The 23,462-nt window shown below is 68.6% G+C and carries 18 protein-coding genes and 1 tRNA gene; 10 read left to right on the plus strand and 9 right to left on the minus strand.

Features of this window, described 5'->3' with window-relative positions; translation table 11 throughout:
* Nucleotides 1-128: 128 nt before the first annotated feature.
* Nucleotides 129-1,160 (minus strand): nucleoside triphosphate pyrophosphohydrolase, encoded by a 1,032-nt coding sequence (locus A5646_RS03765; protein ID WP_066871773.1) that lies wholly within the window; start codon nucleotides 1,158-1,160, stop codon nucleotides 129-131.
* Entirely contained in the window at nucleotides 1,157-4,807 is a 3,651-nt protein-coding gene (gene mfd, locus A5646_RS03770; protein ID WP_197497913.1) for a transcription-repair coupling factor, read from the minus strand. Before mfd ends, A5646_RS03765 begins: the two co-directional genes overlap by 4 nt.
* A gap of 130 nt (nucleotides 4,808-4,937) precedes the next feature.
* Between mfd and lysA the strand changes: the two genes are divergently transcribed.
* Nucleotides 4,938-6,278 (plus strand): diaminopimelate decarboxylase, encoded by a 1,341-nt coding sequence (gene lysA / locus A5646_RS03775; protein WP_066880465.1) that lies wholly within the window; start codon nucleotides 4,938-4,940, stop codon nucleotides 6,276-6,278.
* A gap of 13 nt (nucleotides 6,279-6,291) precedes the next feature.
* Here the strand turns inward: lysA and A5646_RS03780 are convergent, their stop codons facing one another.
* Nucleotides 6,292-6,885 carry a TetR/AcrR family transcriptional regulator gene (locus A5646_RS03780; protein ID WP_133259221.1) on the minus strand — a complete coding sequence of 198 codons (594 nt, stop codon included), beginning with the start codon at nucleotides 6,883-6,885 and terminating at the stop codon, nucleotides 6,292-6,294.
* Nucleotides 6,886-7,117: 232 nt separating this feature from the next.
* Here A5646_RS03780 and A5646_RS03785 point away from each other — a divergent pair.
* The 5 genes from A5646_RS03785 to A5646_RS03805 all read left to right on the plus strand — a co-directional run bounded on the left by A5646_RS03785 (nucleotide 7,118) and on the right by A5646_RS03805 (nucleotide 10,957).
* Nucleotides 7,118-7,189 (plus strand) — tRNA-Gln (locus A5646_RS03785).
* 198 nt (nucleotides 7,190-7,387) lie between these two features.
* Nucleotides 7,388-8,872: a bifunctional UDP-N-acetylglucosamine diphosphorylase/glucosamine-1-phosphate N-acetyltransferase GlmU gene (gene glmU / locus A5646_RS03790; RefSeq protein ID WP_066871784.1), complete on the plus strand. Its 1,485-nt coding sequence runs from the start codon at nucleotides 7,388-7,390 to the stop codon at nucleotides 8,870-8,872.
* 103 nt (nucleotides 8,873-8,975) lie between these two features.
* Entirely contained in the window at nucleotides 8,976-9,956 is a 981-nt protein-coding gene (locus A5646_RS03795) for a ribose-phosphate diphosphokinase (RefSeq protein WP_064878996.1), read from the plus strand.
* A complete protein-coding gene (arsC, locus tag A5646_RS03800) occupies nucleotides 9,957-10,301 on the plus strand; it encodes an arsenate reductase (glutaredoxin) (RefSeq protein ID WP_066882139.1) in 345 nt (114 codons plus the stop codon). It abuts the gene before it with no gap.
* A gap of 17 nt (nucleotides 10,302-10,318) precedes the next feature.
* On the plus strand, nucleotides 10,319-10,957 hold the full coding sequence (locus A5646_RS03805) for an LpqN/LpqT family lipoprotein (protein ID WP_066882141.1): 639 nt from the start codon (nucleotides 10,319-10,321) through the stop codon (nucleotides 10,955-10,957).
* 1 nt (nucleotide 10,958) lies between these two features.
* On the opposite strand, the gene A5646_RS03810 is transcribed toward A5646_RS03805, so the two are convergent.
* Nucleotides 10,959-14,255, minus strand: coding sequence for a LuxR C-terminal-related transcriptional regulator (locus A5646_RS03810; protein ID WP_067019962.1), 3,297 nt, complete (start codon nucleotides 14,253-14,255; stop codon nucleotides 10,959-10,961).
* 172 nt (nucleotides 14,256-14,427) lie between these two features.
* Between A5646_RS03810 and A5646_RS03815 the strand changes: the two genes are divergently transcribed.
* The 4 genes from A5646_RS03815 (at nucleotide 14,428) to pth (ending at nucleotide 17,931) form a co-directional block, all read left to right on the plus strand.
* Nucleotides 14,428-15,672: a cytochrome P450 gene (locus A5646_RS03815; protein ID WP_067019965.1), complete on the plus strand. Its 1,245-nt coding sequence runs from the start codon at nucleotides 14,428-14,430 to the stop codon at nucleotides 15,670-15,672.
* Nucleotides 15,669-16,538: an oxidoreductase gene (locus tag A5646_RS03820; RefSeq protein WP_066880359.1), complete on the plus strand. Its 870-nt coding sequence runs from the start codon at nucleotides 15,669-15,671 to the stop codon at nucleotides 16,536-16,538. Before A5646_RS03815 ends, A5646_RS03820 begins: the two co-directional genes overlap by 4 nt.
* Before the next feature lie 136 nt (nucleotides 16,539-16,674).
* Nucleotides 16,675-17,343, plus strand: a complete 669-nt coding sequence (locus A5646_RS03825; protein ID WP_066880357.1) for a 50S ribosomal protein L25/general stress protein Ctc — start codon at nucleotides 16,675-16,677, stop codon at nucleotides 17,341-17,343.
* Between the two features lie 12 nt (nucleotides 17,344-17,355).
* Entirely contained in the window at nucleotides 17,356-17,931 is a 576-nt protein-coding gene (gene pth / locus A5646_RS03830; RefSeq protein ID WP_066880355.1) for an aminoacyl-tRNA hydrolase, read from the plus strand.
* Nucleotides 17,932-18,005: 74 nt separating this feature from the next.
* On the opposite strand, the gene A5646_RS03835 is transcribed toward pth, so the two are convergent.
* From A5646_RS03835 to A5646_RS27745, 5 genes are all read right to left on the minus strand, one after another.
* On the minus strand, nucleotides 18,006-19,640 hold the full coding sequence (locus A5646_RS03835; protein WP_066879612.1) for a fatty acyl-AMP ligase: 1,635 nt from the start codon (nucleotides 19,638-19,640) through the stop codon (nucleotides 18,006-18,008).
* 337 nt (nucleotides 19,641-19,977) lie between these two features.
* Entirely contained in the window at nucleotides 19,978-20,934 is a 957-nt protein-coding gene (locus tag A5646_RS03840) for a 4-(cytidine 5'-diphospho)-2-C-methyl-D-erythritol kinase (RefSeq protein WP_197505110.1), read from the minus strand.
* Nucleotides 20,935-20,999: 65 nt separating this feature from the next.
* A complete protein-coding gene (gene rsmA / locus A5646_RS03845; protein ID WP_067019968.1) occupies nucleotides 21,000-21,953 on the minus strand; it encodes a 16S rRNA (adenine(1518)-N(6)/adenine(1519)-N(6))-dimethyltransferase RsmA in 954 nt (317 codons plus the stop codon).
* The gene (locus tag A5646_RS03850; protein WP_197505109.1) at nucleotides 21,917-23,044 is read right to left on the minus strand and encodes a resuscitation-promoting factor; all 1,128 of its coding nucleotides are present in this window, start codon (nucleotides 23,042-23,044) and stop codon (nucleotides 21,917-21,919) included. Before A5646_RS03850 ends, rsmA begins: the two co-directional genes overlap by 37 nt.
* A 158-nt stretch (nucleotides 23,045-23,202) precedes the next feature.
* Nucleotides 23,203-23,462, minus strand: a 260-nt coding sequence (locus A5646_RS27745) for a TatD family hydrolase (RefSeq protein ID WP_197497915.1), incomplete at its 5' end; no start/stop codon positions are given.

Below are 23,462 nucleotides of genomic sequence, written 5' to 3' on the forward strand. Positions count from 1 at the left end.
CCCTCATCGGCGATGTTACCCAGCCAGGACGGCCAAATCGGGCAAACATTCCGTCGGTCGCTCTCTTTCACGGCCGAAAGCGCGAATTAGTGGGCGACGGCGCCTCGGTAAGGGCGGCGGCGGCCCGGTCAGGCGTCGTCGGCCGCGGCGTCGGCGCCGGACTCCTCGGCGGCCGCGTCGGCCTGGCCGTCGGTCCCCGGCGCCGCATCGTCGACCACCGGTACCGCGGTCGGCCAGTGCTCGCGCCACTCCTGCTCGGAGATCTCACCGAGCGGGGCCACGTCGAACGCTGAAGGAACACCGGCGCCGCGGCGCGCCGCCGCGATCGTCCGCTCGACTCCGCGGACCGTCTCCACGAAGTCCAGAACGGCGGTCCGCAACGCACTTTCGGCATCGACGTCGGCCGACACCGAGACCGAGGTGATCTCGCCGGGGATCAGGTCGGCGGGAAGGCCCGCTTTGCCGGCGCGGGCGATGACCTTCTGGGCCAGTGCCAAAGCGGGCTGCCCGGTGTGCACATCGTCCATCACCGATTTCCGCGGCTTCTCGGCCGCCTTCCGCGCTTCCCACTGGGCCAACTGCTCTTCGAGCGAGATCGATTGCCCGGCAAGGACTCCCGGAACTCGGTTGCCCAGTTTGCGCATCAGGGCCGCGGCGACATCGTCGATGGTGAAGGCGGAGTGCGGCGCATCCTCGGCGATGCGGGCATGAAAGAGCACCTGCAGCAGCACGTCGCCGAGTTCGTCGCGCAACTGCTCGGCGTTGCCGCTGCCGACGGCGTCCAGCAGCTCGTAGGTCTCCTCCAGCAAGAACCTGCGCAGCGAATCGTGGGTCTGCTCGCTTTCCCACGGCCCGGCGGTGCGCAGTTTGTCCATCATCGCCACCGCGTCGACCAGCCGCTCACCGCGGGGCGTCTCCGGCGCCGAGATCAGCCGTGCGCCGGCCGCCAGCCGGGCGGTGACAGCGGGGTGCTCGGGATCCGACGACAGCAGCACCGGGGCGTCCTCACCGGAATGCACCGGGCGCGCCGCGGGCAGCGACCAGGGAACCGCGACGGGCATCTCTTCGGTGTATTGCACCTCGCCGGTCAGGTGCTCGATGGCCTCGACGGGCACCAGCGAGGGGCGGCGGGGGTCGAACAAGACGACGATGGATGTCATCGCGCTCGTCGCTCCTCACTTCTCGCGGGTTCTGAGCTCGTTATATCAACGTCCGTCTGGGGCTTGCCTTGCAGTGCCGTGACCAGGTTGGCCACCATCTGCACCAGCTCGACATCGCGCAGCCGCGGCGCGCCCACCCCGCCGGCGCGCGGAATCGGAACCGACACCGTGGACGTCGTGGCGCGGTAGTTCGCGGCCGGATACATCCGCTTGAGCCGCACCTGCGCCGAATCCGGCAGAGTCATCGGCGACAGCCGCACCGTGGCCGCCGAGGGCGCGGACACCTCGGTGATGCCGGCGCCGCGGCACAGCAGCCGCAGCCGCGCCACCGCGACCAGCCGCAGGGCCGGTTCGGGCAGCGCCCCGTATCGGTCGACGAGTTCCTCCACGACCGCGTCGATCTCGGCGTCGGAGGCCGCGGCGGCCAGCCGTCGGTAGCCCTCCAGCCGCAGCCGGTCGCTGGCGATGTAGTCCGGCGGCAGGTGCGCGTCGACCGGCAGGTCGATCCGCACGTCCTTGGGTTCCTCGGCGGTGGTGACGGTCTGACCGTCGGCGGCGGCCCGGTAGGCCTCCACCGCCTCGCCGACCAGCCGGACGTACAGGTCGAAGCCGACGCCGGCGACGTGCCCGGACTGCTCGACGCCCAGCACGTTGCCGGCCCCGCGGATTTCGAGGTCCTTCATCGCGACGGCCATGCCCGCGCCCAGCTCGTTGTTCTGCGCGATGGTGGCAAGGCGGTCATACGCCGTCTCGGTCAGCGGCGAATGCGGCGGATACAGGAAGTAGGCGTAGCCGCGCTCGCGGCTGCGGCCGACCCGGCCGCGCAGCTGGTGCAGCTGGGACAGGCCGAAGGTGTCGGCGCGCTCGACGATCAGGGTGTTCGCGTTGGAGATGTCCAGGCCGGTCTCCACGATCGTGGTGCACACCAGGATGTCGTATTCGCGGTTCCAGAACCCCTGCACCGTGCGTTCCAGCCGTTCCTCGGGCATCTGCCCGTGCGCGACGACCACCCGCGCCTCGGGCACCAGCTCGCGGATCCGGGCCGCCGCCCGGTCGATCGAGCTGACCCGGTTGTGCACGTAGAAGACCTGCCCGTCGCGCAGCAATTCGCGCCGCAGGGCCGCCGCGACCTGCTTGTCGTCGTGCGGACCCACATAGGTCAGCACCGGATACCGCTCCTCGGGCGGCGTCAGGATGGTCGACATCTCCCGGATGCCGGCCAGGCTCATCTCCAGCGTCCGCGGAATCGGGGTGGCGCTCATGGTCAGCACGTCGACGTGGGTGCGCAGGCTCTTGATGTGCTCCTTGTGCTCGACGCCGAACCGCTGCTCCTCGTCGACGACCACCAGGCCCAGGTCCTTCCAGCGCACCCCGGTCTGCAACAGCCGATGCGTGCCGATCACTATGTCCACCGATCCGTCGGCCAGGCCCTCGACGACGGCCTTGGACTCCGCCGGGTCGGTGAACCGGGACAGGCCCTTGACCGTGACCGGGAACCCGGTCATCCGGTCGGTGAAGGTCTGCAGATGCTGGTCGGCCAGCAGCGTGGTGGGCACCAGCACCGCGACCTGCTTGCCGTCCTGGACCGCCTTGAACGCCGCCCGCACCGCGATCTCGGTCTTGCCGTAACCGACGTCGCCGCAGATCACCCGGTCCATCGGGACCGGCTTTTCCATGTCGGACTTGACCTCGGTGATCGCGGTGAGCTGGTCGACGGTCTCGGTGTAGCCGAACGCGTCTTCCATCTCGGCCTGCCACGGGGTGTCCGGGCCGAACGCGTGACCCGGGCTGGCCTGCCGCTTGGCGTACAGCGACACCAGCTCGCCGGCGATCTCGCGCACCGCGCGCCGCGCCTTGGTCTTGGTGTTGGTCCAGTCGCTGCCGCCCAGCTTGCTCAGCGCCGGCGCCTGCCCACCGACGTACCGGGACAGCTGGTCCAGCGAATCCATCGGCACATACAGCTTGTCGGACCCGCCGCCCCGCTTGCTCGACGCGTATTCGAGCACCAGGTACTCGCGCCGAGCGCCGCCGACAGTGCGCTCGACCATCTCCACGAACCGGCCGATGCCGTGCTGATCATGCACCACCAGATCACCGGCCGTGAGCGCCAACGGGTCGACGGTGTTACGCCGCTTGGCCGCCAGGCGTTTGCCCTCGACGGCCGTCACCCGGCTGCCGGTCAGGTCGGACTCGGTGATCACCACCAACGTGGCGCCGGGGATGATGACGCCGTCGTGCAGCGGGCCCTTGAGCACACCGACCACGCCGGCCTTGGGGGCGGCGCCCGATTCGAGCATGGCGGCGGGGGTGTCGCACTCGGCCAGCCGTTCCACCACGCGGTGCGCGGTCCCGGCGCCGGGCGCGACGACGACGGCGTAGCCGCCGGTGGAAACGTGCGCACGCAGCATCGCGAAGATGCCGTCGATGTCGTGCTGATGCCCGCGCGCCGACGGCGCCGCCCGGATCTCCAGTTCCACGGCCGACTCGTCGGACAGCTGGCTCAGCGTCCACCACGGATGCCCGGCGCGGCCCGCCGCGGCCCGCACGTCGTCGAGTTCGGCGAATCCCGACCCGCCGAACTGCGCCACGTCGACGGGGGCGTCGGTACCCAACGCGGCCACCGACCACGATGCTTCGAGGAATTCGCTACCGGTCTTGATCAGATCGGCGGCCCGGGTGCGGACCTTCTCGGGGTCGCACACCAAGACCGGTGTGCGCGGGGCCAATTGGTCGGTGAGCAGCACGTGCTCGCCGGGCCGAAGCACCGGCAGCAGCGCCTCCATGCCGTCGACCGAAATGCCCTCGCCGATCTTGGCCAGCATGTCGGTGACGCTGCCGGTGATGGCGGGCTCGGTGGTGCGGTGCCGCGCGGCCAGTTCGGCGGCGCGCCGCCGCACGTCATCGGTCAGCAGCAGTTCCCGGCAGGCGACCGCGATCACGGTGTCGACCTCGATCTCGGGGATCGAGCGCTGATCGGCGACCGAGAACATCCGCATCTCGCTGACCTCGTCACCCCAGAACTCGATGCGCACCGGGTGCTCGGCGGTCGGCGGGAAGACGTCGAGAATGCCGCCGCGGACGGCGAATTCACCGCGCCGGCCCACCATGTCGACCCGGGTGTAGGCCAACTCGGCGAGCCGGGTGATCACGCCCTCGAATTCGACTTCGGCGCCGACGGTCAGCGTGACCGGCTCCACGAGGCCCAGCTGCGGCGTCATCGGCTGCAGCAGCGAACGCACCGCGGTCACCACCACCTGCAGCGGCGGGCCCAGCCGCGCGTCATCGGGATGGGCCAGTCGGCGCAGCACGGTCAAACGGGCGCCGACGGTGTCGACGCCGGGCGAAAGCCGCTCGTGCGGCAGCGTTTCCCAGGACGGGAACACCGCAACGGCGTCGCCGAAGACGCCGCGCAGTTCGGCGGTCAAGTCGTCGGCTTCGCGCCCGGTCGCGGTGACTACCAGCAGAGGGCCCAACCGCGCCAGCGCGCTGGCGACGAATAGCCGTGCGCTGGCTGGACCCACCAGGCTCAACTCGGCCGGCGACGCGGCCGCGCTGTCGATCAGCTGCTGGAAGGTCGGCGCGGTGAGCGCCAATTCAACGAGCCCCGCGATCGGGGTTTCTGGGCGAGCAGCCCCCGGTGCGGTCATGATGAATTCCATTCTAGGGGCCCTGCGCGACAGGGCCGGACGCACCGAACCACGTCAATATTGAGCTCGCCGCCGTCAAGGGATCGTAAGAAAAGCACCACCGGACTACCCGCGGGCGCACGTTGAATTCATGACATTGCTGGACATCCTGCCGTCCCTCGGTCACGCGGCTCCCCCGCGTTTCGATCCCGCGATCTGGCCCGTCACCGCCCACCCCGACGAGGAGGGCAGGCTGTGCGTCGGCGGCGTACCCCTGGCCGACATCGCCGACGAGTTCGGAACCCCGACCTACGTCATCGACGAAAACGACTTCCGGCATCGCGCCCGCCGTTACCGGCGGGCGTTGCGTGGCGTCGAGGTGGTCTACGCCGGAAAGTCGCTGCTGAGTACCGCCGTGGCGCGCTGGGCCCGCGACGAGGGCCTGGGCATCGACGTCTGCTCGGCCGGCGAGCTGGCCGTCGCCCTGGCCGGTGGTTTCGACCCGGCCCGCATCGTCCTGCACGGCAACGCCAAATCGCCCGAGGAGTTGCGTGAAGCGGTGCGCGTCGGCGTGGGGCGCATCGTGCTGGATTCCTGCATGGAGATCGCCTACCTCGCCGGTCTGGCGCGGCGGCGCCAGCCGGTGCTCATCCGGGTAACCCCCGACATCGACATCCACGGACACCGCGCCGTCACCACCGGCGTCAGCGACCAGAAGTTCGGCTTCACCCTCGCCGGCGACCACGCCGCCGAGGCCGTGCAGCGCGTGCTGGCGCATCCCATCCTCGACCTCGTCGGCCTGCACTGCCATATCGGCTCCCAGGTCACCGACCCCGCCCTGTACGGCGAGGCGATCCGCCGCATGATCCCTGCGATGGCCGATATCCGGGCCCGGCACGGCGTCATCCTCACCGAGCTGAACATCGGCGGCGGGCACGCCGTCCCCTACGTCCCCGGCGATCACGAGCTCAACCTCGAACAGCTGGCCGATGTCATCGAGAACGCCCTCGACGACGCCTGTGCCGCCGAGCATTTCCCCCGCCCGCAGGTGGTGGTGGAGCCGGGCAGGGCCATCAGCGGGCGGGCGGGTGTCACGCTGTATCGGGTGTCCTCGATCAAGGCGCAGAACAACGGCCGCACCTTCGTCGCCGTCGACGGCGGCATGAGCGACAACCCGCGGGTGTCGTTGTACGGCGCGCGCTACGAGGTCGCGCTGGCGAACCGGCACCCGCTCGGGCTCAAGCAGCGCGTCACGGTGGCCGGCCGGCACTGCGAGTCGGGCGACGAGATCGCCCGCGACGTCGAGCTTCCCGCAGACCTGCACCCCGGCGACCTGCTGGCCGTGGCCTGCACCGGCGCCTATCACCACAGCATGGCGTCGAACTACAACATGGTCGGGCGCCCGGCGCTGGTGGCGGTCAAGGACGGCCGGGCCCGCGAACTGGTTCGCCGGGAAACGGTGGCCGACCTGCTGGCCCGCGACCGCGGCTAGCCGTGCGGGCCGGCTACTCGTCCTGCAGCCGGGGATCGGCTTCCAGGTGGGTCAGGCCGTTCCACATCAGGTTGACCAGGTGCGCGGCCACCACTTCCTTCTTCGGCTCGCGGGTGTCGAGCCACCACTGCGCCGTCATCGACACCGAGCCGACCAGCGCCTGCGCGTACAACGGCGCCAGCCCGGGGTCCAGGCCGCGGCGGGAGAAGTCGCCGGCCAGGATCGAGCTGACCTGGTTGACGGCGTCATTGAGCAGGCTGGAGTAGGTGCCGGAACTGATCGCGGCCGGCGAGTCGCGGATCATGATCCGGAACCCGTCGGTGCGCTCTTCGACGTAGGTGAGCAGCGCCAGCGCCACCCGCTCGACCCGCACCCGCGACCGGTTGTTGGTCAGCGACGACGTGATGCCGTCCAGCAGCGCCGACATCTCCCGGTCGACGACGACGGCGTAGAGGCCTTCCTTGCCGCCGAAGTGCTCGTAGACGACCGGCTTGGACACGTTCGCGCGCAGCGCGATCTCCTCGATCGAGGTGCCCTCGTACCCGCGCTCGGCGAACAGCGTGCGTGCGATGCCGATCAGCTGTTGGCGGCGCTCGGTGCCGGTCATCCGCGCGCGCGGTGCCCGCACCTCTTTGTCCGGGTCCTTCTGCGTTTGGGGGTCCAGCACGGCCACGTCAATCAGCGTATCGGTCGAAAGCCCGCAAGCGGCCCGCACCGTCGTCGGACTGGGTCTAGATTTGTCCGACTCCGTCTCAGCCCGCAAGCGGCCCGCACCGTCGTCGGACTAAAGTCATCTTGGCGCGAGCGGTCCCAACCCGCCGCTCGCCGTGGGTTAGCGATCCGTCGTGGTGTAATCGGCAGCACCTCTGATTTTGGTTCAGATAGTTCAGGTTCGAGTCCTGGCGACGGAGCTTCGTCCGCATCGAGCGTGGGGCCTAGGCATGAAACGACCACAGTTTCCCTACGCAGGGCCCACACTCGACGGGTTGACCTGAAGAGTCGTTCTACGGCTCGGTTTTTGCCTTCACCGCAGCTGAGGTGACACGCTTGACGGCGTGTCGGCGCTTGACGCGCGCAGCCCGCGCGGACAAACCCAACGAGGAGGGTCGATGTCGTCTCCTGGTGACACCGCGGTCCTGGTGCTAGCGGCCGGGCCCGGCACCCGGATGCGGTCGGACACCCCGAAAGTCCTGCACACCATCGGTGGGCGCAGCATGCTGGCCCACCTGCTGCACGCGATCGCCAAGGTGGCCCCCCAGCACCTGGCCGTCGTGTTGGGCCACGACCACGAGCGCATCGCACCGCTGGTCGCCGACTGGGCCGACGCCCTGGGACGTCCCATCGACGTGGCGCTGCAGGACCGGCCCCGCGGCACCGGCGACGCGGTCCTGTGCGGGCTGTCCGCACTGCCCGCCGACTACGCCGGAGTGCTCGTCGTCACCTCGGGGGACACCCCGCTGCTCGACGCCGACACCCTGGCCGACCTGATCGCCAGCCACAGCGCCGCGCCGGCCGCGGTCACGGTGCTGACCACGACGGTGAGCGACCCGAGCGGCTACGGCCGCATCTTGCGCACGCAGGACAACGAGGTGATGGCGATCGTGGAACACGCCGACGCCACGCCCTCGCAGCGCGAGATACGCGAGGTCAACGCGGGCGTCTACGCCTTCGACACCGCGGCGCTGCGCTCGGCGCTGAACCGGTTGAGCTCCAACAACGCCCAGCAGGAGCTCTACCTGACCGACGTCATCGCCATCCTGCGCGGCGACGGCCTGGCCATCCACGCCCGCCACGTCGACGACAGCGCGCTGGTGGCCGGCGTCAACAACCGCGTCCAGCTCGCCCAGCTGGGCGCCGAGCTCAACCGCCGCATCATCGCGGCCCACCAGATGGCCGGCGTCACCGTCGTCGACCCCGCCACCACCTGGATCGACGTCGACGTCACGATCGGTCGCGACACCGTCGTCCACCCGGGCACGCAGCTGCTGGGCCGCACCCAGGTCGGCGCGCATTGCGTCGTCGGGCCGGACACCACCCTGACCGACGTCAGCGTCGGTGACGGCGCCTCGGTGGTGCGCACCCACGGCACGTCGTCGTCCATCGGGGCCGGCGCGACCGTCGGCCCCTTCACCTACCTGCGGCCGGGCACTGTGCTGGGCGACGACGGCAAGCTCGGGGCGTTCGTCGAGACCAAGAACGCCACCATCGGCACCGGGTCCAAGGTGCCGCACCTGACCTACGTCGGGGACGCCGACATCGGCGAACACAGCAACATCGGCGCGTCCAGCGTGTTCGTCAACTACGACGGCGAATCGAAGCGGCGGACCACCATCGGCTCGCACGTGCGCACCGGCTCGGACACCATGTTCGTGGCGCCGGTGACGGTCGGCGACGGCGCCTACACCGGCGCGGGCACGGTGGTGCGCAACGACGTCCCACCCGGGACCCTGGCGGTCTCCGCCGGTCCGCAGCGCAACATCGAGGGTTGGGTGCGGCGCAAGCGCCCCGGCAGTGCGGCCGCGCAAGCGGCCGAGGCCGCCGAGAAAGCCGCCGGTCAAACCGCCACAGCGGGCCCCGCGCCAGAAGCCGACTAGACACCGTGCATTCGTTCGCTGGCAACCCGGCCACATTTCCGTACGATTCGCCTCGTACGATGGGGCGTTCCATTCCCCACCCCGATATGGCGAGGGCAGTGCGTTGAGCCACGACTGGACCGATAACCGCAAAAATTTGATGCTCTTCTCCGGCCGTGCGCATCCGGAGCTGGCGGAGCAGGTGGCCAAGGAGCTCGACGTCCACGTCACCGCTCAGACGGCGCGCGAGTTCGCCAACGGCGAGATCTTCGTGCGGTTCCACGAATCCGTGCGCGGCTGCGACGCGTTCGTCCTGCAGTCGGCGCCGGATCCGGTCAACAACTGGCTGATGGAACAGCTGATCATGATCGACGCCCTCAAGCGGGGCAGCGCCAAGCGGATCACCGCCGTCATGCCGTTCTACCCGTACGCCCGGCAGGACAAGAAGCACCGGGGTCGCGAGCCGATCTCGGCGCGGCTGGTCGCCGACCTGCTCAAGACCGCGGGCGCGGACCGGATCGTTACCGTCGACCTGCACACCGACCAGATCCAGGGCTTCTTCGACGGACCCGTCGACCACATGCGGGGACAGAATCTGCTGACCGGCTACATCCGCGACAACTACCCCGACGGCAACATGGTGGTCGTCTCGCCCGACTCCGGCCGGGTGCGCATCGCCGAGAAATGGGCCGACGCGCTGGGCGGCGTCCCGCTGGCCTTCATCCACAAGACCCGCGACCCGCGGGTGCCCAACCAGGTGGTGTCCAACCGCGTCGTCGGCGAGGTGGCCGGCCGCACCTGCGTGCTGATCGACGACATGATCGACACCGGTGGCACCATCGCCGGCGCGGTCAAGTTGCTGCGCGACGAGGGCGCCGGTGACGTGATCATCGCGGCGACCCACGGCGTGCTCTCCGATCCGGCCGCCGAGCGGCTGGCCGCCTGCGGCGCCCGGGAAGTGATCGTGACGAACACCCTGCCCATCGGCGAGGAGAAGCGCTTCCCGCAGCTCACGGTGCTGTCGATCGCGCCGCTGCTGGCCAGCACCATCCGCGCCGTCTTCGAAAACGGCTCGGTCACAGGGCTTTTCGACGGAGACGCCTAGATGGCCGACTCTGTCATCTACCACAACCCCAAATGCAGCACCTCCCGCAAGACGCTGGACCTGTTGCGCGACAACGGCATTGAGCCCACCGTCGTCCAATACCTCAAGACCCCGCCGTCGCGTGGCGAGCTGGTGAAGATGATCCGCGACGCCGGCATCGACGTGCGCACCGCGGTGCGCAAGCGGGAATCCCTCTACGACGAGCTCAACCTCGCCGACGCCACCGACGATCAGTTGCTCGACGCCATGGTCGAACACCCCATCCTCATCGAACGCCCCTTCGTCGTCACCCCGAAGGGCACTCGGCTGGCCCGCCCGATCGACGCGGTCCGCGAGATTCTGTGACTCGGCTCGGCCGGCGCATGGCCGCTGCCGCGATGATTGCGGCGGCTTTCTCGTCCGGCGGCTGTGCACCGAAACCGACTGACTACCAATCGATCCTGTCGACGACGTCGACGGCGACGACGACCAAGCCGGCCGAGAAGCCGGTTCCGTTGTCGCAGTATCTGCAGGGCATCGGGGTGACCGGGGAACCGGTGGCACCGGGTTCGCTGCCCGACCTGACGGTGTCGATACCGACACCGCCGGGCTGGTCGCCGTTCACCAGCCCGAACATCAGCCCACAAACGCTGATCATCTCCCAAGGCGGCAAATTTCCGACGGCGCGCCTGGTGGTGTTCAAGCTCAACGGCGAGTTCGACCCGGCCCAGGTGATCAAGCACGGCAACGACGACGCGCAACTGTTCCCGAACTTCAAGCAGCTGGACGCCTCCGGCGCGCCCTACAACGGCTTTCCCTCCTCGATGATCCAGGGCAGCTACGACCTCGAGGGTGGCATGCGGCTGCACAGCTGGAACCGCATCGTCATCGCGACCGGATCGCCACCCGCCCACCAGCGGTACCTGGTGCAGCTGACCATCACCGGCTTCGCCGATCAGGCCGCCGCGCAGTCAACCGACATCAACACGATCATCAACGGATTCGTGGTCGCGGCAAAGTGATTCAAGCGCGGCGACCGGCTTCTTGAACGAGCTGGACCCGGGACGTCAGGCCGAGCTTGGCGTAGACGTGCGTCAGGTGGGTCTGCACGGTGCGCGGTGAGATGAACAGCCGGGCCCCGATCTCCTTGTTGCCCAAGCCTTCCTGCACCAGGCGCACCACATCGGTTTCCATCGGAGTCAGGGAGTCCCAGCCGGTGGCCGGGCGCCTCCGCTCGCCGCGGCCACGTTGGGCGTAGGCGATCGCTTCCTCGGTGGATAAAGCGGCCCCCTCGGCCCAGGCGGCGTCAAAGTCTGTCTGTTCCAGTGCTTCCCGGATCTTCGCCACGGTGGACGCGTACCCTGTCTCATACATCGGGAAGCGAGGGTGGTCCATCCGCTGCCGTATGGTCTCCGCTGCGCCCAACAGACGCGCCGCGTGCTGGTGACTGCCGTTGGCGGCGGCCAAGCGGGCAAGACATTCCAAGGCGTCGTCAACATGCAAATATCCGCGGGTGCCGTCGGCGATCGTGAGAGCCTCGTGAGCGTCACGCTCGGCCTGCCCCGGGTCACCTTGGGCCATCGCAATGTAGGCGCGTACTACCAGCGCCGGCACTCGTTGCCAGCCCGGTGTCAGTGCAATGTTCTCGTCGGCCCAGCGGCGCGCTGTGGGCACATCACCGCTTGCTAAGGCCGCCTGGGCGAGCGGGGCGGTGGATCTGGTGAACACTTCCCGCAGCGGATTGCTGTGCTCCCATGCCATCTCGCAGAACCGCATTGCCGAAGACCCATCACCGGAGGCCAACGCGGCGTCAGCCAGGACCGCGTACACCGAGTCTTCGGAAACTCCACCCAGCACCTCTGCGGCTACCCCCGCGGATTGCCCCGCTGCGTGTGCGGCCGGCCCGTGCCCTTGGCGGGCCAGTACCACGCCATGCACCAGGCATCCATAAGCATTCATCAACACATCCCCGGCCTCCGCGGCCTCTATAGCCAAGCAACGTGCGATTTCGGCCGCTTCGGCAAGGTTTCCCTGCATCATCAGCGCTACGACGAGCCAGGTTCGGCAGTTCCGTGAGTAGAACCGATCGCCGAGCGCATCGGCGAGGTCGCGTCCTTCCTCGGCGGCCGCACGTGCTGCGGTCGGTTCACCGGACATGGCGCCAACCGTCGCCTGGTGGCTCAAGATTTGGCATAGAGTCCACCGGTCTCCAGCCGCGCGGACCAGTTCGGTTGCTTCGGCGAAGTAGCGCTGGACCACATCGGGCGTGTAGACGGCGCTCATCCCGCATGTGATGAGGGCGCGGGTGATCAATGCCGGGTCGTTGAGCTGACGAGCGACGCCCAATGCGTCCTGTGCAGCACTCAATTCCGTTGGAAGGCCCAACCAAGCAGCGAGGAACTGCCGCTCGATCACCGCACCTGCCCGCACGGCAGGTGTGATAGGCAAGGGCCCTTCGTCAGTCAAGACAGCGTCCAAACCCGCCAGTGCTTCACCGACGCGGCCGGCCCGCAACCACAGTGGTTGCAGCGAAAGGATCAGCCGCATCGCTGTTTCGATGTCCGAGTTCTCTCGGCTCCAGCCGTAAGCGGTTCGTAGATTCTCGATTTCCCGTTGCGCCCAACGTAATAGCGGATCGACACCGGCCAGCCCCTGAGTCCCGAATGCGATAGCCCTGGTGGTGTAGTAGTCGCGGTGGCGGGTGCGCACCTGGTCGGCCTCGCCGGACTCGCCGAGTTTTTCTTGCGCGTACTGGCGTACGGTTTCCAGCAAGCGGTATCGCATGCCGGTGCCGGTGTCGTCGGCGACTACCAAAGATTTGTCGACCAAGAGGCTCAGCTGGTCCAGCAATTGATACCGCTCCACCTCGCCGTCGGCGCCGACGGATTGGGCGGCATCGAGGTCGAAGCCACCGGCGAACACCGCCAGCCTTCGAAACAGCACCTTCTCAGGCTCGGTGAGCAGCGCATGCGACCAGTCCACCGAGGCCCGCAGCGTCTGCTGGCGCCGCACCGCGGTTCGTGCGCCTCCGGTCAACAGACGGAAGCGGTCATGCAGGCTGTCCAAGATCTGGTCAGGCGACAGCGCGCGAACCCGTGCCGCGGCAAGCTCGATTGCCAGTGGCATGCCATCCAAGCGGGCGCAGATTTCGGTCACCTGCGCGGTGTTGTCCTTGTCCACAACGAACCCGGGGCGCGCCCGACGGGCACGGTCGGTGAACAGCTCGATCGCTTCGTCGTTGAGAGACAGTGAAGGGACCCGCCACGTCAGTTCGCCGGCCACTCCGAGCGGTTCCCGGCTGGTCGTCAGAATCGCCAGATGTGGGCATGCCGCAAGTAACTCGACGACCATCGCCACGCATGCGTCGAGCAGATGCTCACAGTTGTCCAGCACCAGCAACATCCGTTTGTCGCCGAAGAACCGTAAGAGCAGGTCCATCGTGGAGCGGCCAGGCTGATCGGGCAGCCCTAAGGTGCGGGCGACTGTCAATGGCGCCACAGCGGAATTGGTGATGGGGGCCAGGTCGACGTACCAGATCCCATCGGAAAATTCGCCATTAAGTGCAGCGGCGACTTCCACGGAAAGCCTGGTCTTGCCCGCGCCGCCCGCGCCGGTCAAGGTGACCAGCCGGTTGCCGCCAACCAGTTGCTCCAACTCCCTCATTTGCTCTTGGCGCCCGATAAAATTGGTTAGCTGTGCCGGAAGGTTGTGCGACGCAACCACAGTGCGCACCCGAAGCGGCGGGAAGTCATTGCGCAGATCCGGGTGGCACACTTGGACAACACGCTCCGGACGCGGTACATCGCGCAACGGGTAGCTACCCAGGTCGGCGAGCCACACGCCGTCGGGCAGCCGGTCCACCACCATCGATTCGGTCGCGCCCGACAACACGGTCTGCCCTCCGTGCGCGAGATCGCGCAACCGCGCGGTGCGATTGATCGTCGGGCCCGCGTAGTTGGCGTCGTCGCGCAATTGGATTTCACCGGTGTGTATGCCGATGCGTACCCGGATGGGCGCCAACGGGGCGCGCTGTAACTCCAGCGCACACGCCACCGCATCCGATGCCCGGGCAAAGGCGGCCACAAAGCTATCGCCCTCACCCTGTTCGAGCGGGCGCACCCCGTCATGCGCCGCGACCGACTCGTTCACGATTTTGTTCAGCTGAGCCAGCGCGTCGGTCATTTGTGTGGGTTGCGTTTCCCACAGCCGCGTCGAGCCCTCGACATCGGCCAGCAGCAATGTCACCGTGCCGGTCGGCAGCAACTCGACCACGCCCAAATCGTCCCAGGTTAGCGGCGTTATCTCCGCGTGTTGGCTCATGTTAGCCAGGATTACGCCCTCGACGGGGCAAAACATCGGCCAATGCGCGCAGATCCACCACGGGCGGGCATCCGGATCTACGACCCCCGGGTGCGCAGATATGCGCGCCGCGGCGGATGGTCTTCGCCGCGCCGGGCCGGATAGTCGACTAAACCCGACCGAGGAGACCCCGATGACAATCGCCCAAACGACCACCCGCCCGAACGTTTTCGACGCCGGCCTGCCCGTCATTGCCTACGACCACCTCACCGACCCCGACGACGCGCACCGCATCATCGACGCCGCCCGCGAGCTGTCGCCGATCGCCATCGGCCCGCACGGGCCGGAAGTGCTCAGCTACGAACTGGTTCGAACCGTGTTGCGCGACAGCAGATTCGTCACCGCGCGCGGCCTCGGGCTCGACCTGCAGGGCGTCACCTCCGGCCCGCTGTGGGACCGGGCGATCAGCAATATCCTCGGCCTCGACGGCGACGCGCATCACCGGCTGCGCCGCCTGGTGTCCAAGGCCTTCGCCCCCCGGGGCGCCGAGCGGCTGCGCACCCTGGTCATCGAGATCATCACCGGCCTGGTCGAGCCGCTCACGGCCGCGGGCCACTGCGACGTCGTCTCCGACATCGCCCGCCGCTACCCCACGCCGGTCATCTGCGCGCTGCTGGGCGCACCGCCCGAGGACTGGCACTTGTTCAGCGACTGGACCGATGACATCAAGAAGATCTTCGACTGGAACGTCGCCGAGGACGGCCCGGCGATCCTGGCCGCGTGGGATCAGCTCGACGCCTATCTCGAGGAGCTGATCGCCCGGCGACGCGCATCGCTGTCCGACGACCTGATCTCCGAGCTCATCCGCACCGAAGACGACGGTGACCGGCTGACCCACGACGAGCTACTCATGCTGTGCGCGACCCTGCTCGGCGCCGGTACCGACACCACGCGCAACCAGCTGGCCGCCGCGGTGCAGACGCTGGCCGACCATCCCGATCAGTGGGCCTTGCTTGCCGAGCACCCCGAGCTCGCTTCGAACGCGATCCATGAGCTGATGCGTTACTCCCCAATCATTTTCGGCACGATTCGGCAGACGGCCGAAGACGTCGAGCTGGCCGGAGTCTGCATTCCGGCCGGCACTCTGGTGCTGGCCAACACCGCCGCGGCCAACCGCGACGCGAGCGTGTACGACCGGCCCAAGCGCGTCGACATCACCCGCGAGGACCCTCCGGCGATGCTCACCTTCGGCGGCGGTGTGCACTACTGCCTCGGCGCGCACCTCGCGCGCCTGGAACTGACCGAGGCGCTGCGGGTGATCACCCGACGCATGCCCAACCCCCGCCGCACCGGCCCGGCCCCATGGAAGGCGATCAGCGGAATCACCGGGCCCATGACCCTGCCGCTGGAGTTCGATGTCGCTACTGTTCAGTCATGACTGGCTGGACCGCCGCAGATCTCCCGTCGTTCGCCGAACGGACCGTCATCATCACCGGCGCCAACAGCGGGCTGGGCTTCGTGACCGCCCGCGAGCTGGCGCGACGAGGGGCCACGATCATCATGGCCGTGCGCAACATCCGCAAGGGCGAGACCGCCGCCCGCCAGATGGCCGGCCAGGTCGAGGTGCGTGAGCTCGACCTGCAGGACCTGTCGTCGGTGCACCGGTTCGCCGACGGGGTGAGCCGGGCCGACGTGCTGATCAACAACGCCGGCATCATGGCCGCCCCCTTCGCGCTGACGGTCGACGGCTTCGAAACCCAGATCGGCACCAATCACCTCGGCCATTTCGCGCTGACCAACCTGCTGCTGCCCAAGCTCACGGATCGGGTGGTCACGGTGTCGTCGATGGCGCACTGGCCGGGAAGCATCAACCTCGACGACCTGAATTGGCAGCACCGGCGGTACTCGCCGTGGCTGGCCTACAGCCAGTCCAAGCTCGCCAACCTGCTGTTCACCAGCGAACTGCAGCGCCGCCTGACCGCCGCCGGCTCCCCGCTGCGCGCGATCGCCGCCCACCCCGGCTACTCGCACACCAACCTGCAGGGCGCCTCCGGGCGCAAACTCGGTGACACGCTGATGTCGGCCGTCACCCGGGTGGTCGCCACCAACGCCGACTTCGGCGCCCGCCAAACGCTGTACGCGGCGTCCCAGGATCTGCCCGGGGACACCTTCGTGGGCCCCCGCTTCGGCCAGATGGGGCGCACCCAACCGGTCGCGCGCAGCCGCCGCGCCCGGGACACCGCCACCGCCGCGGCGCTGTGGTCGCTGTCCGAGCAGCTCACCAAGACCAAATTTCCCCTCTGAGGTGCGGATGCGCTAACCTGGCCGGGCGTCACGGCGAGGGTGGCTGGCTGACCAGCACCGTTATCGACGGAGACCGACGAATCGTCGCGACCCCGGCCGTGCCCCGACACATAGGCGAGCACACAGGAGCGACACGATGGCCAAGCAAGCACTCAACCAGTTGAAGGTCGCCGTTCGCGGCGAGACCGGCAAGGGTGCGTCCCGGCGAGCCCGCCGCGACGGCAAGATCCCGGCCGTCCTCTACGGCCACGGCACCGACCCGCAGCACCTGGAGCTGCCCGGCCACGACTTCGCCGCGGTGCTGCGCCACGCCGGCACCAACGCCGTGCTGACCCTCGACATCGAGGGCTCCGAGCAGTTGGCCCTGACCAAGTCGCTCGACATCCACCCCATCCGCCGCACCATTCAGCACGCCGACCTGCTGGTCGTGCGTCGCGGCGAGAAGGTCGTCGTCGAGGTCACCGTTGTGGTGGAGGGCGAGGCCGTGCCCGGCACGCTGGTGACCCAGGAAGCCAGCGCCATCGAGATCGAGGCCGAGGCCCTGTCGATTCCCGAGCAGCTGACGGTGTCGGTCGAGGGCGCCGAGCCCGGCACCCAGTTCACGGCCGGACAGATCACCCTGCCCAGCGGCGTCAACCTGATCTCCGACCCCGAGACCCTGGTGGTCAACGTGGTCACCGCGCCGACGGCAGAGGAGCTCGAAGCCGAGGGCGCGGGCGAGGTCACCGAGGAAGCCGCGGCCGCCGAGGGCGAAGCAGAGGCCGAGGCCGGCGACGACGAGGCCGCCGAAGCCGAGTCCGAGTAGGCGGATCACAACGTGGCCGAGCCGTTGCTGGTGGTCGGCCTGGGCAATCCCGGAGACAACTACGCCCGGACCCGGCACAACGTCGGGTTCATGGTCGCCGACCTGCTCGCGGCCCGGATGGGTTCGAAGTTCAAGGCGCACAAGCGGTCCGGCGCCGAGATCGTCAGCGGCCGGCTCGCCGGGCGCTCGGTGGTGGTGGCCAAGCCGCGCTGCTACATGAACGAATCCGGCCGTCAGGTCGGCCCGTTGGCGAGGTTCTACTCGGTGGCACCGGGCGACCTCATCGTCATCCACGACGACCTCGACTTGGACTTTGGCCGCATCCGGCTCAAGGTCGGCGGCGGCGAAGGCGGCCACAACGGTCTGCGCTCGGTCGCTAACGCCTTGGGCAGCAAGGACTTTCAACGGGTCCGCATCGGTATCGGCCGCCCGCCGGGACGCAAGGACCCGGCGGCGTTCGTGTTGGAAGCCTTCAGCGCCGCCGAGCGCGCCGAGGTTCCCACCATCTGCGAGCAGGCCGCCGATGCCACCGAGTTGCTGATCGACGTGGGGCTAGAGCCCGCGCAGAACCAGGTTCACGCCTGGTAGCCCGGCCACCGCGAGCAGACGCGAAAGCACCCGACACGCCGCAGCTTTGCGTGCTTTTGTGTCTGCTCGCCGGGCTAGGTGACCAGGCTGACGGAGGTCGACCGGCGCAGCTTGCCCGACGGCGTCTTCGGAATGGTGCCCGGCCCGAGCACCACCACGTTGCGCGGCCGCACGTCGACCTCGGCCACCACCTCCCGGGCGACCTGGTGCTCGATGCGGCGCACCTCGGCCTGGTCCTGGAAGGCGTTGGACTCCACCGCCACGGCGAACGTCTCGCGGGAGTGGCCGGCGTCCAGCCGCACCGCAACGGCGCAGCCGGGCCGCACGCCCTCGACGCGGCAGGCGGCACGCTCGATGTCGGTGGGATAGATGTTGCGGCCCGCCATGATGATGACGTCCTTGACGCGGCCGCAGACCACGACGTGGCCCTCCTCGGTCAGGTAGCCCAAATCACCGGTGTCATACCAGCCGTTCTCGTCCTGGGCCGAGATGAAACCGCCCATGGTGAGGTAGCCGGGCGTCAGCGACTCGCCGCGCAGCTCGATGACGCCCACGCCGCGGGCGGGCATCACGTCGCCGTTCTCGTCGATGATGCGCGCCTCGAGGTCTTGCAACAGCGGCCCGAGCGTGGCCAGCCGGCGGGTGTTGCCCTTGGTGGCCGGGACGGCGCGGCGCAGCGCGGCCAGCAGGTCGGCGTCGACCTCGTCGACGACCAGACCGGCGTTGCACTCCGAAAACGACACGGCCAGCGTGGTTTCGGCCATGCCGTAGGCGGGCAGGATCGCCGAGGGCCGCAGGCCGAACGGCGCGCCGGCATCCAGCAGGTCCTCGACGTCGGCGGGTTCGACGGGCTCGGCGCCGGACAGCGCGAACCGCAGTGTGGACAGGTCGAAGTCGCCGGGCTTGGCGTTGCGGCGCAACCGCTTGGCCAGCAGCGCGTAGGCGAAGTTGGGCGCCGCGGTCATGGTGCCCTTGTACTTGTCGATGAGCTTGGCCCACAGCAGCGTGTCGCGCAGGAAGTCCATCGGGGTGACCTTGACCAGCTCGGCGCCGAAGTACATGGGGATGGTCAGGAAGCCGACCATGCCCATGTCGTGGAAGCAGGGCAGCCAGCTGACCATGACGTCCTTGGTGACGTCGTACCGGGCGCCGATGAACATCGCCTCGGCGTTGGAGTAGATGTTGCGGTGGGTGATCTGCACCGCCTTGGGGGATCCGGTGGACCCCGACGTCAGCTGCATCAGCGCGAGCGCGTCCTCGCCGACCTCGACGGGGTCGATCGGCTCCGCGGCGAGCAGGTCAGCGACGGTGACGACCTGGATTCCCTTCTCCTGCAGCACCGGAATGGCCACCAGGAAGGGCTCCGAGACGACGACGGCCTTCGCCTCGATCATGCCGATGACGTTCATGGTGTCCTCGGCCCACACGGCCAAGTCCGTGCGCGGCGTGGGCTGGTGCAGCATGGTCAGGCTGGCCCCGCGCATCCACAGGCCCTGCGCCGTCGGCGCGATCTCCACCGGATAACCGGCGAGCACGCCGACCGCGTCGCCGGGCCCGATGCCGGCGGCGGCCAGGCCGCCGGCGATGCGGCGCGCGCGCTCGTGGACCTCGCCCCAGGTGTGGCGGACCGGTTCGTGGGGTTCACCGGTGACCATGCCCGTCGTCGCGGACCGGGCATTGCGGTACATCTTCTCGGTAAACCTGCTCACAGAGTCCTCCTCGGTTCCAGCCCTCGTCCCAACGCCCGGAATCTCATGTTCCGCCCGGTGGCCAACACTTCGCCGCAAGCACGTAAACACGGTTGGGCGGCGGTTAGGTCTCGGATCGATGATGCGTCCACACCCGCCATGACGAGGCGGCGGTCGCCGGCCCGATGAGCGCGAAACGGGCCCGGGAAAACTCGGCGGGGCCCATGAATTAATCGTCCGCCGGAGCGCCCGGCGGACGATGCAATTAAGTGATCTTGCTCAACGGATCCCGTCACCGCGGATCATCTTAAACTCCTCTTAGGGACGCGCCAAACCAATGCGCAAAATGGGAAAAGATTCACACTTCGGTGGGCGCGGGAACCACGCGCGCGCCGGCCACCGGCCCGCTGGCCACCCGCACCGTGCGGCACACGCCCGCCCCGGACACCTCGGTGCCGACGTCGACCGCCGCGGCCGCCGACGCGCACAGGAAGGCGCACGTCGGGCCCGACCCGGACACGATGCCTGCCAGCGCCCCGGCCGCCACCCCCGCGCGCAACGTCCGGCGCAGCCCCGGGTTCAGGCTCACGGCCGCCGCCTGCATCTCATTGCCCAGCAGCGGGGCCAACCGCTCGGCATCGCCGGCGGCCAGGGCGGCCAGCACCGGCCCGGGCGCGGGCAGCCGCGGCGGATCGCCCGCCTCGCGGAGCCGGTCCAATTCGGTGAACACCGCCGGCGTCAGCAGCTCTCCGTCGGCGAACGCCAGTACCCAATGAAAGGTGTTGCGGGACAACACCGTCGCCAACTCCTCGCCGCGACCGGTGCCCAACGCGGTGCCGCCGTGCAGCGCGAACGGCACATCGCTGCCTAACCGCGCGGCCAGCATGCGCAGGTCGCGGCGGGGCACGTTGAGTTCCCACAGCGAGTTCATCGCGACCAGCACGGCCGCCGCGTCGGCGCTGCCCCCGGCCATGCCGCCGGCCACCGGAATGGATTTGTCGATCATGATCGACACGTCCGGCGCCCGGCCGACGTGTTCGGCCATCAGCTCGGCGGCCTGCCAGGCGAGGTTGCGTTCGTCGGTGGGCAGCTTCTCGGCGCCCTCGCCGACGATGTCGAGCGACAGCACGTCGGCGTTGCGGACCGTCACCTCGTCGAGCAGCGACACGGCCTGAAAAATCGTGTTCAGGTCGTGGTAGCCGTCCTCGCGGCGGTCACCGACCGCCAAGTAGAGGTTGACTTTTCCGGGCACCCGAACGGTGACCGACCCGGTGGGCACCCACTGCGCGGCGGTATTGCCGTCAGACATTCTCAGCCACCGCAGCAGACTATCGCTGCTCGGAGCCAACCACACGCAACGGCGCCTTCGGCGGCTTACCGTCAGCCGGCCGAGGCGCCCTGTTCGGCGATGCGGGGAGTCGCCTCGGGCGTGGCGTGGGATCGATCCGCGGAGCGCTGCAGCAACCGCACGAAGTCGTCGATCGACAGCGTCTCGCCGCGGCGCGCCGGGTCGATGCTGGCCGCCAGCAACCGATCCGCCGATTCGTTGCCCGAGCCGGCCCAGTCCACGAACGCGTTGCGGCACGTCTTGCGGCGCTGCCCGAACGCGATGTCGATCAGTGCGAAGACCTGGCGCCGGAAGCCCTCGTCGGTGGGCCATGGCGAGGTCGCGTACCGGTCGATGCGTACCAGCCCGGAGTAGACCCGCGGGATCGGCCAGAAGACCGTCGGCGACACCATGCCGCAACGACGAACCTGGCCAAAAAAGCGCACCTTGACGCTGGGCACGCCGTACTCCTTGCCGCCGGGCTCGGCGGCCAGCCGCTCGGCGACCTCGGCCTGCACCATCACCGTCATGGTGCGAATGGACGGGAACTCGGCGAGCAGGTGCAACAGCGCCGGGACGGCGACGTGGTACGGCAGGTTCGCGACCACGGCGGTCGGCCCAGTGGCCACCTCGTCGCGGCGGAGGGTCAGGACGTCGCGGTTGATCACCGTCAGACGCTGGCTCTCGCTGTTGGAATGCTCGGCGACGGTCTGGGGCAGCCGTTCGGCCAGCACCGGGTCGATCTCGACGGCCGTCACGGCGGCGCCACGGTCGAGCAGGGCCAGGGTCAGCGACCCCAGACCCGGCCCGACTTCCAGGACGTGATCAGCCCGGCTGAGCCCGGAGGTCGAGACTATCCGGCGCACCGTGTTGGCGTCGTGGACGAAATTCTGGCCCAGCGATTTCCGTGGCCGAAATTCGAGTTCTTTGGCCAACCGCCTGATCTCGGTGCGCCCGAGTAGCCGGATGGTCAGCGCGCACCAGCTCTTCCGCTGCACACTGGCCACGCACCCCAACCCTGGCGCTCACGGGTCACCTCGGCGACGGTGATCTGCTCCTCGCGGGTGGCGAGGTCGGCGCGGGCGGCGAACCGCAACCCGCCGTTTCGCTCCCACGTGCCCTGGTCGAATTGCACACCGCCGTAGTACCCGTTTCCGGTGTTGATAGCCCAGTTTCCGCCGGCTTCGCAACCCGCGATCGCGTCCCAGATGGAGCCGTCGCTGACCGGAGGCACCTCGGTGCCGGGCTTGGTGCCGATGCGGACCACCGAGTCGCGGGCGGGCGTGATCACCGTGTTGGCGATCGGCAGCCGGCCGGTCTCGACGCCGTTGACCGTGGCCACCGAGAAGGTGACGTCCTGCGTGCCCGGGCTGCCTGGATCCTCGACGACCTGGCGGCTCATGTTCAGGCCCGGATCTTCGATGCGACGGGCGTTGGGGGGCAGCGGGATCCGCTCGGTCACCTGCTGGATCCGGTTACGCGTCACCTGAACTTCCATGCCGTCGACGATGGGCGCCGACGCGGCCGGCACCACCTGGTCGCTGTCGAGCAGCGGCGCGCCGGCGGCGCTCAGCAGGCCGGCGACGTTCGGTGCCGCCAGGTGCACCGTGCGGATCGCACCCGCGTCGTTGATGCGGACGGTCTTGGCACTGACGACGGGCAGCGCCATCCCGGCCAGCGGAACGCGGCTGCCGCGGTTGGCCGCGGCCGGGGCGGTGTCGGTCATCGCCAGCTGGGCCAGCGCCTCGTCGACGGTGGAAGCGGTGGTCCACACCTGCTTGGTGTCATGGCCGTCCAGCGAGATCTGCAGGGGGCGGCTGCGCCGCAGCACGATCTTGCTGGCGTCGTGCACCGTGACATCACCGGCGGGGTACAGGTCGTCACGCTCGTCGATGGCGAAACCGTTCTCTTCGACAACGTCGATGACCCGGGACTTCATGGTGGTGACCTTCATGGCCACCCCGTCGACGGTCAGCGTGACCGTCTTGCACACCGATACCGCGTATCCGCCCGCGAATGCCAGGACTACCAGCAGCCCTCCGACCACGAGCCGCAACATCGGCGAAGGATTCTGATGAAGTTTTGTCAATACACTCAACGCGCGTTACCCAACCCTCAACAACCCACTCATTCGGCAGCAAGTCACAAATTAAGGGCCCGTAGGCCCAACCGTTCGATCACAAGACGGTAACGAACCGGTCAAGGTTGGGCAACTCCGACGCGGCGAATTTAAACCAAATCGCCTGGTCGTTTACCTCACACTGTGACCAATCCGTACACCCGTTGAGCATTACTCGTCGTTATCTCGGCCAGCTCTTCCGGGTGGCGATCCACCAGCTCGGCGATCGCCCGAACAGTATAAGGAAGGCAATACGGTTCATTCGCCGTCCCCCGATAGGGATGGGGTGTCAAGAATGGCGCATCGGTCTCCACCAACAGCTGTTCAGGCGGTATCAGCGGAACGGCTTCGCGCAGCGCGTGCGCGTTGCGGAAACTCGCGGTGCCCGACAGGCTCA

It is taken from the genome of Mycobacterium sp. 1245499.0, from assembly GCF_001673615.1.
Lineage (GTDB): Bacteria > Actinomycetota > Actinomycetes > Mycobacteriales > Mycobacteriaceae > Mycobacterium > Mycobacterium europaeum_A.

What these genes read in the sequence shown, in the direction of transcription:
- A5646_RS03765 (WP_066871773.1), bottom strand. Translation starts at nt 1,160, where the DNA reads ATGACATCCATCGTCGTCTTGTTCGACCCCCGCCGCCCCTCGCTGGTG.
- mfd (WP_197497913.1), bottom strand. Translation starts at nt 4,807, where the DNA reads ATGACCGCACCGGGGGCTGCTCGCCCAGAAACCCCGATCGCGGGGCTC.
- lysA (WP_066880465.1), top strand. Translation starts at nt 4,938, where the DNA reads ATGACATTGCTGGACATCCTGCCGTCCCTCGGTCACGCGGCTCCCCCG.
- A5646_RS03780 (WP_133259221.1), bottom strand. Translation starts at nt 6,885, where the DNA reads ATGACCGGCACCGAGCGCCGCCAACAGCTGATCGGCATCGCACGCACG.
- glmU (WP_066871784.1), top strand. Translation starts at nt 7,388, where the DNA reads ATGTCGTCTCCTGGTGACACCGCGGTCCTGGTGCTAGCGGCCGGGCCC.
- arsC (WP_066882139.1), top strand. Translation starts at nt 9,957, where the DNA reads ATGGCCGACTCTGTCATCTACCACAACCCCAAATGCAGCACCTCCCGC.
- A5646_RS03805 (WP_066882141.1), top strand. Translation starts at nt 10,319, where the DNA reads ATGGCCGCTGCCGCGATGATTGCGGCGGCTTTCTCGTCCGGCGGCTGT.
- A5646_RS03810 (WP_067019962.1), bottom strand. Translation starts at nt 14,255, where the DNA reads ATGAGCCAACACGCGGAGATAACGCCGCTAACCTGGGACGATTTGGGC.
- A5646_RS03815 (WP_067019965.1), top strand. Translation starts at nt 14,428, where the DNA reads ATGACAATCGCCCAAACGACCACCCGCCCGAACGTTTTCGACGCCGGC.
- A5646_RS03820 (WP_066880359.1), top strand. Translation starts at nt 15,669, where the DNA reads ATGACTGGCTGGACCGCCGCAGATCTCCCGTCGTTCGCCGAACGGACC.
- A5646_RS03825 (WP_066880357.1), top strand. Translation starts at nt 16,675, where the DNA reads ATGGCCAAGCAAGCACTCAACCAGTTGAAGGTCGCCGTTCGCGGCGAG.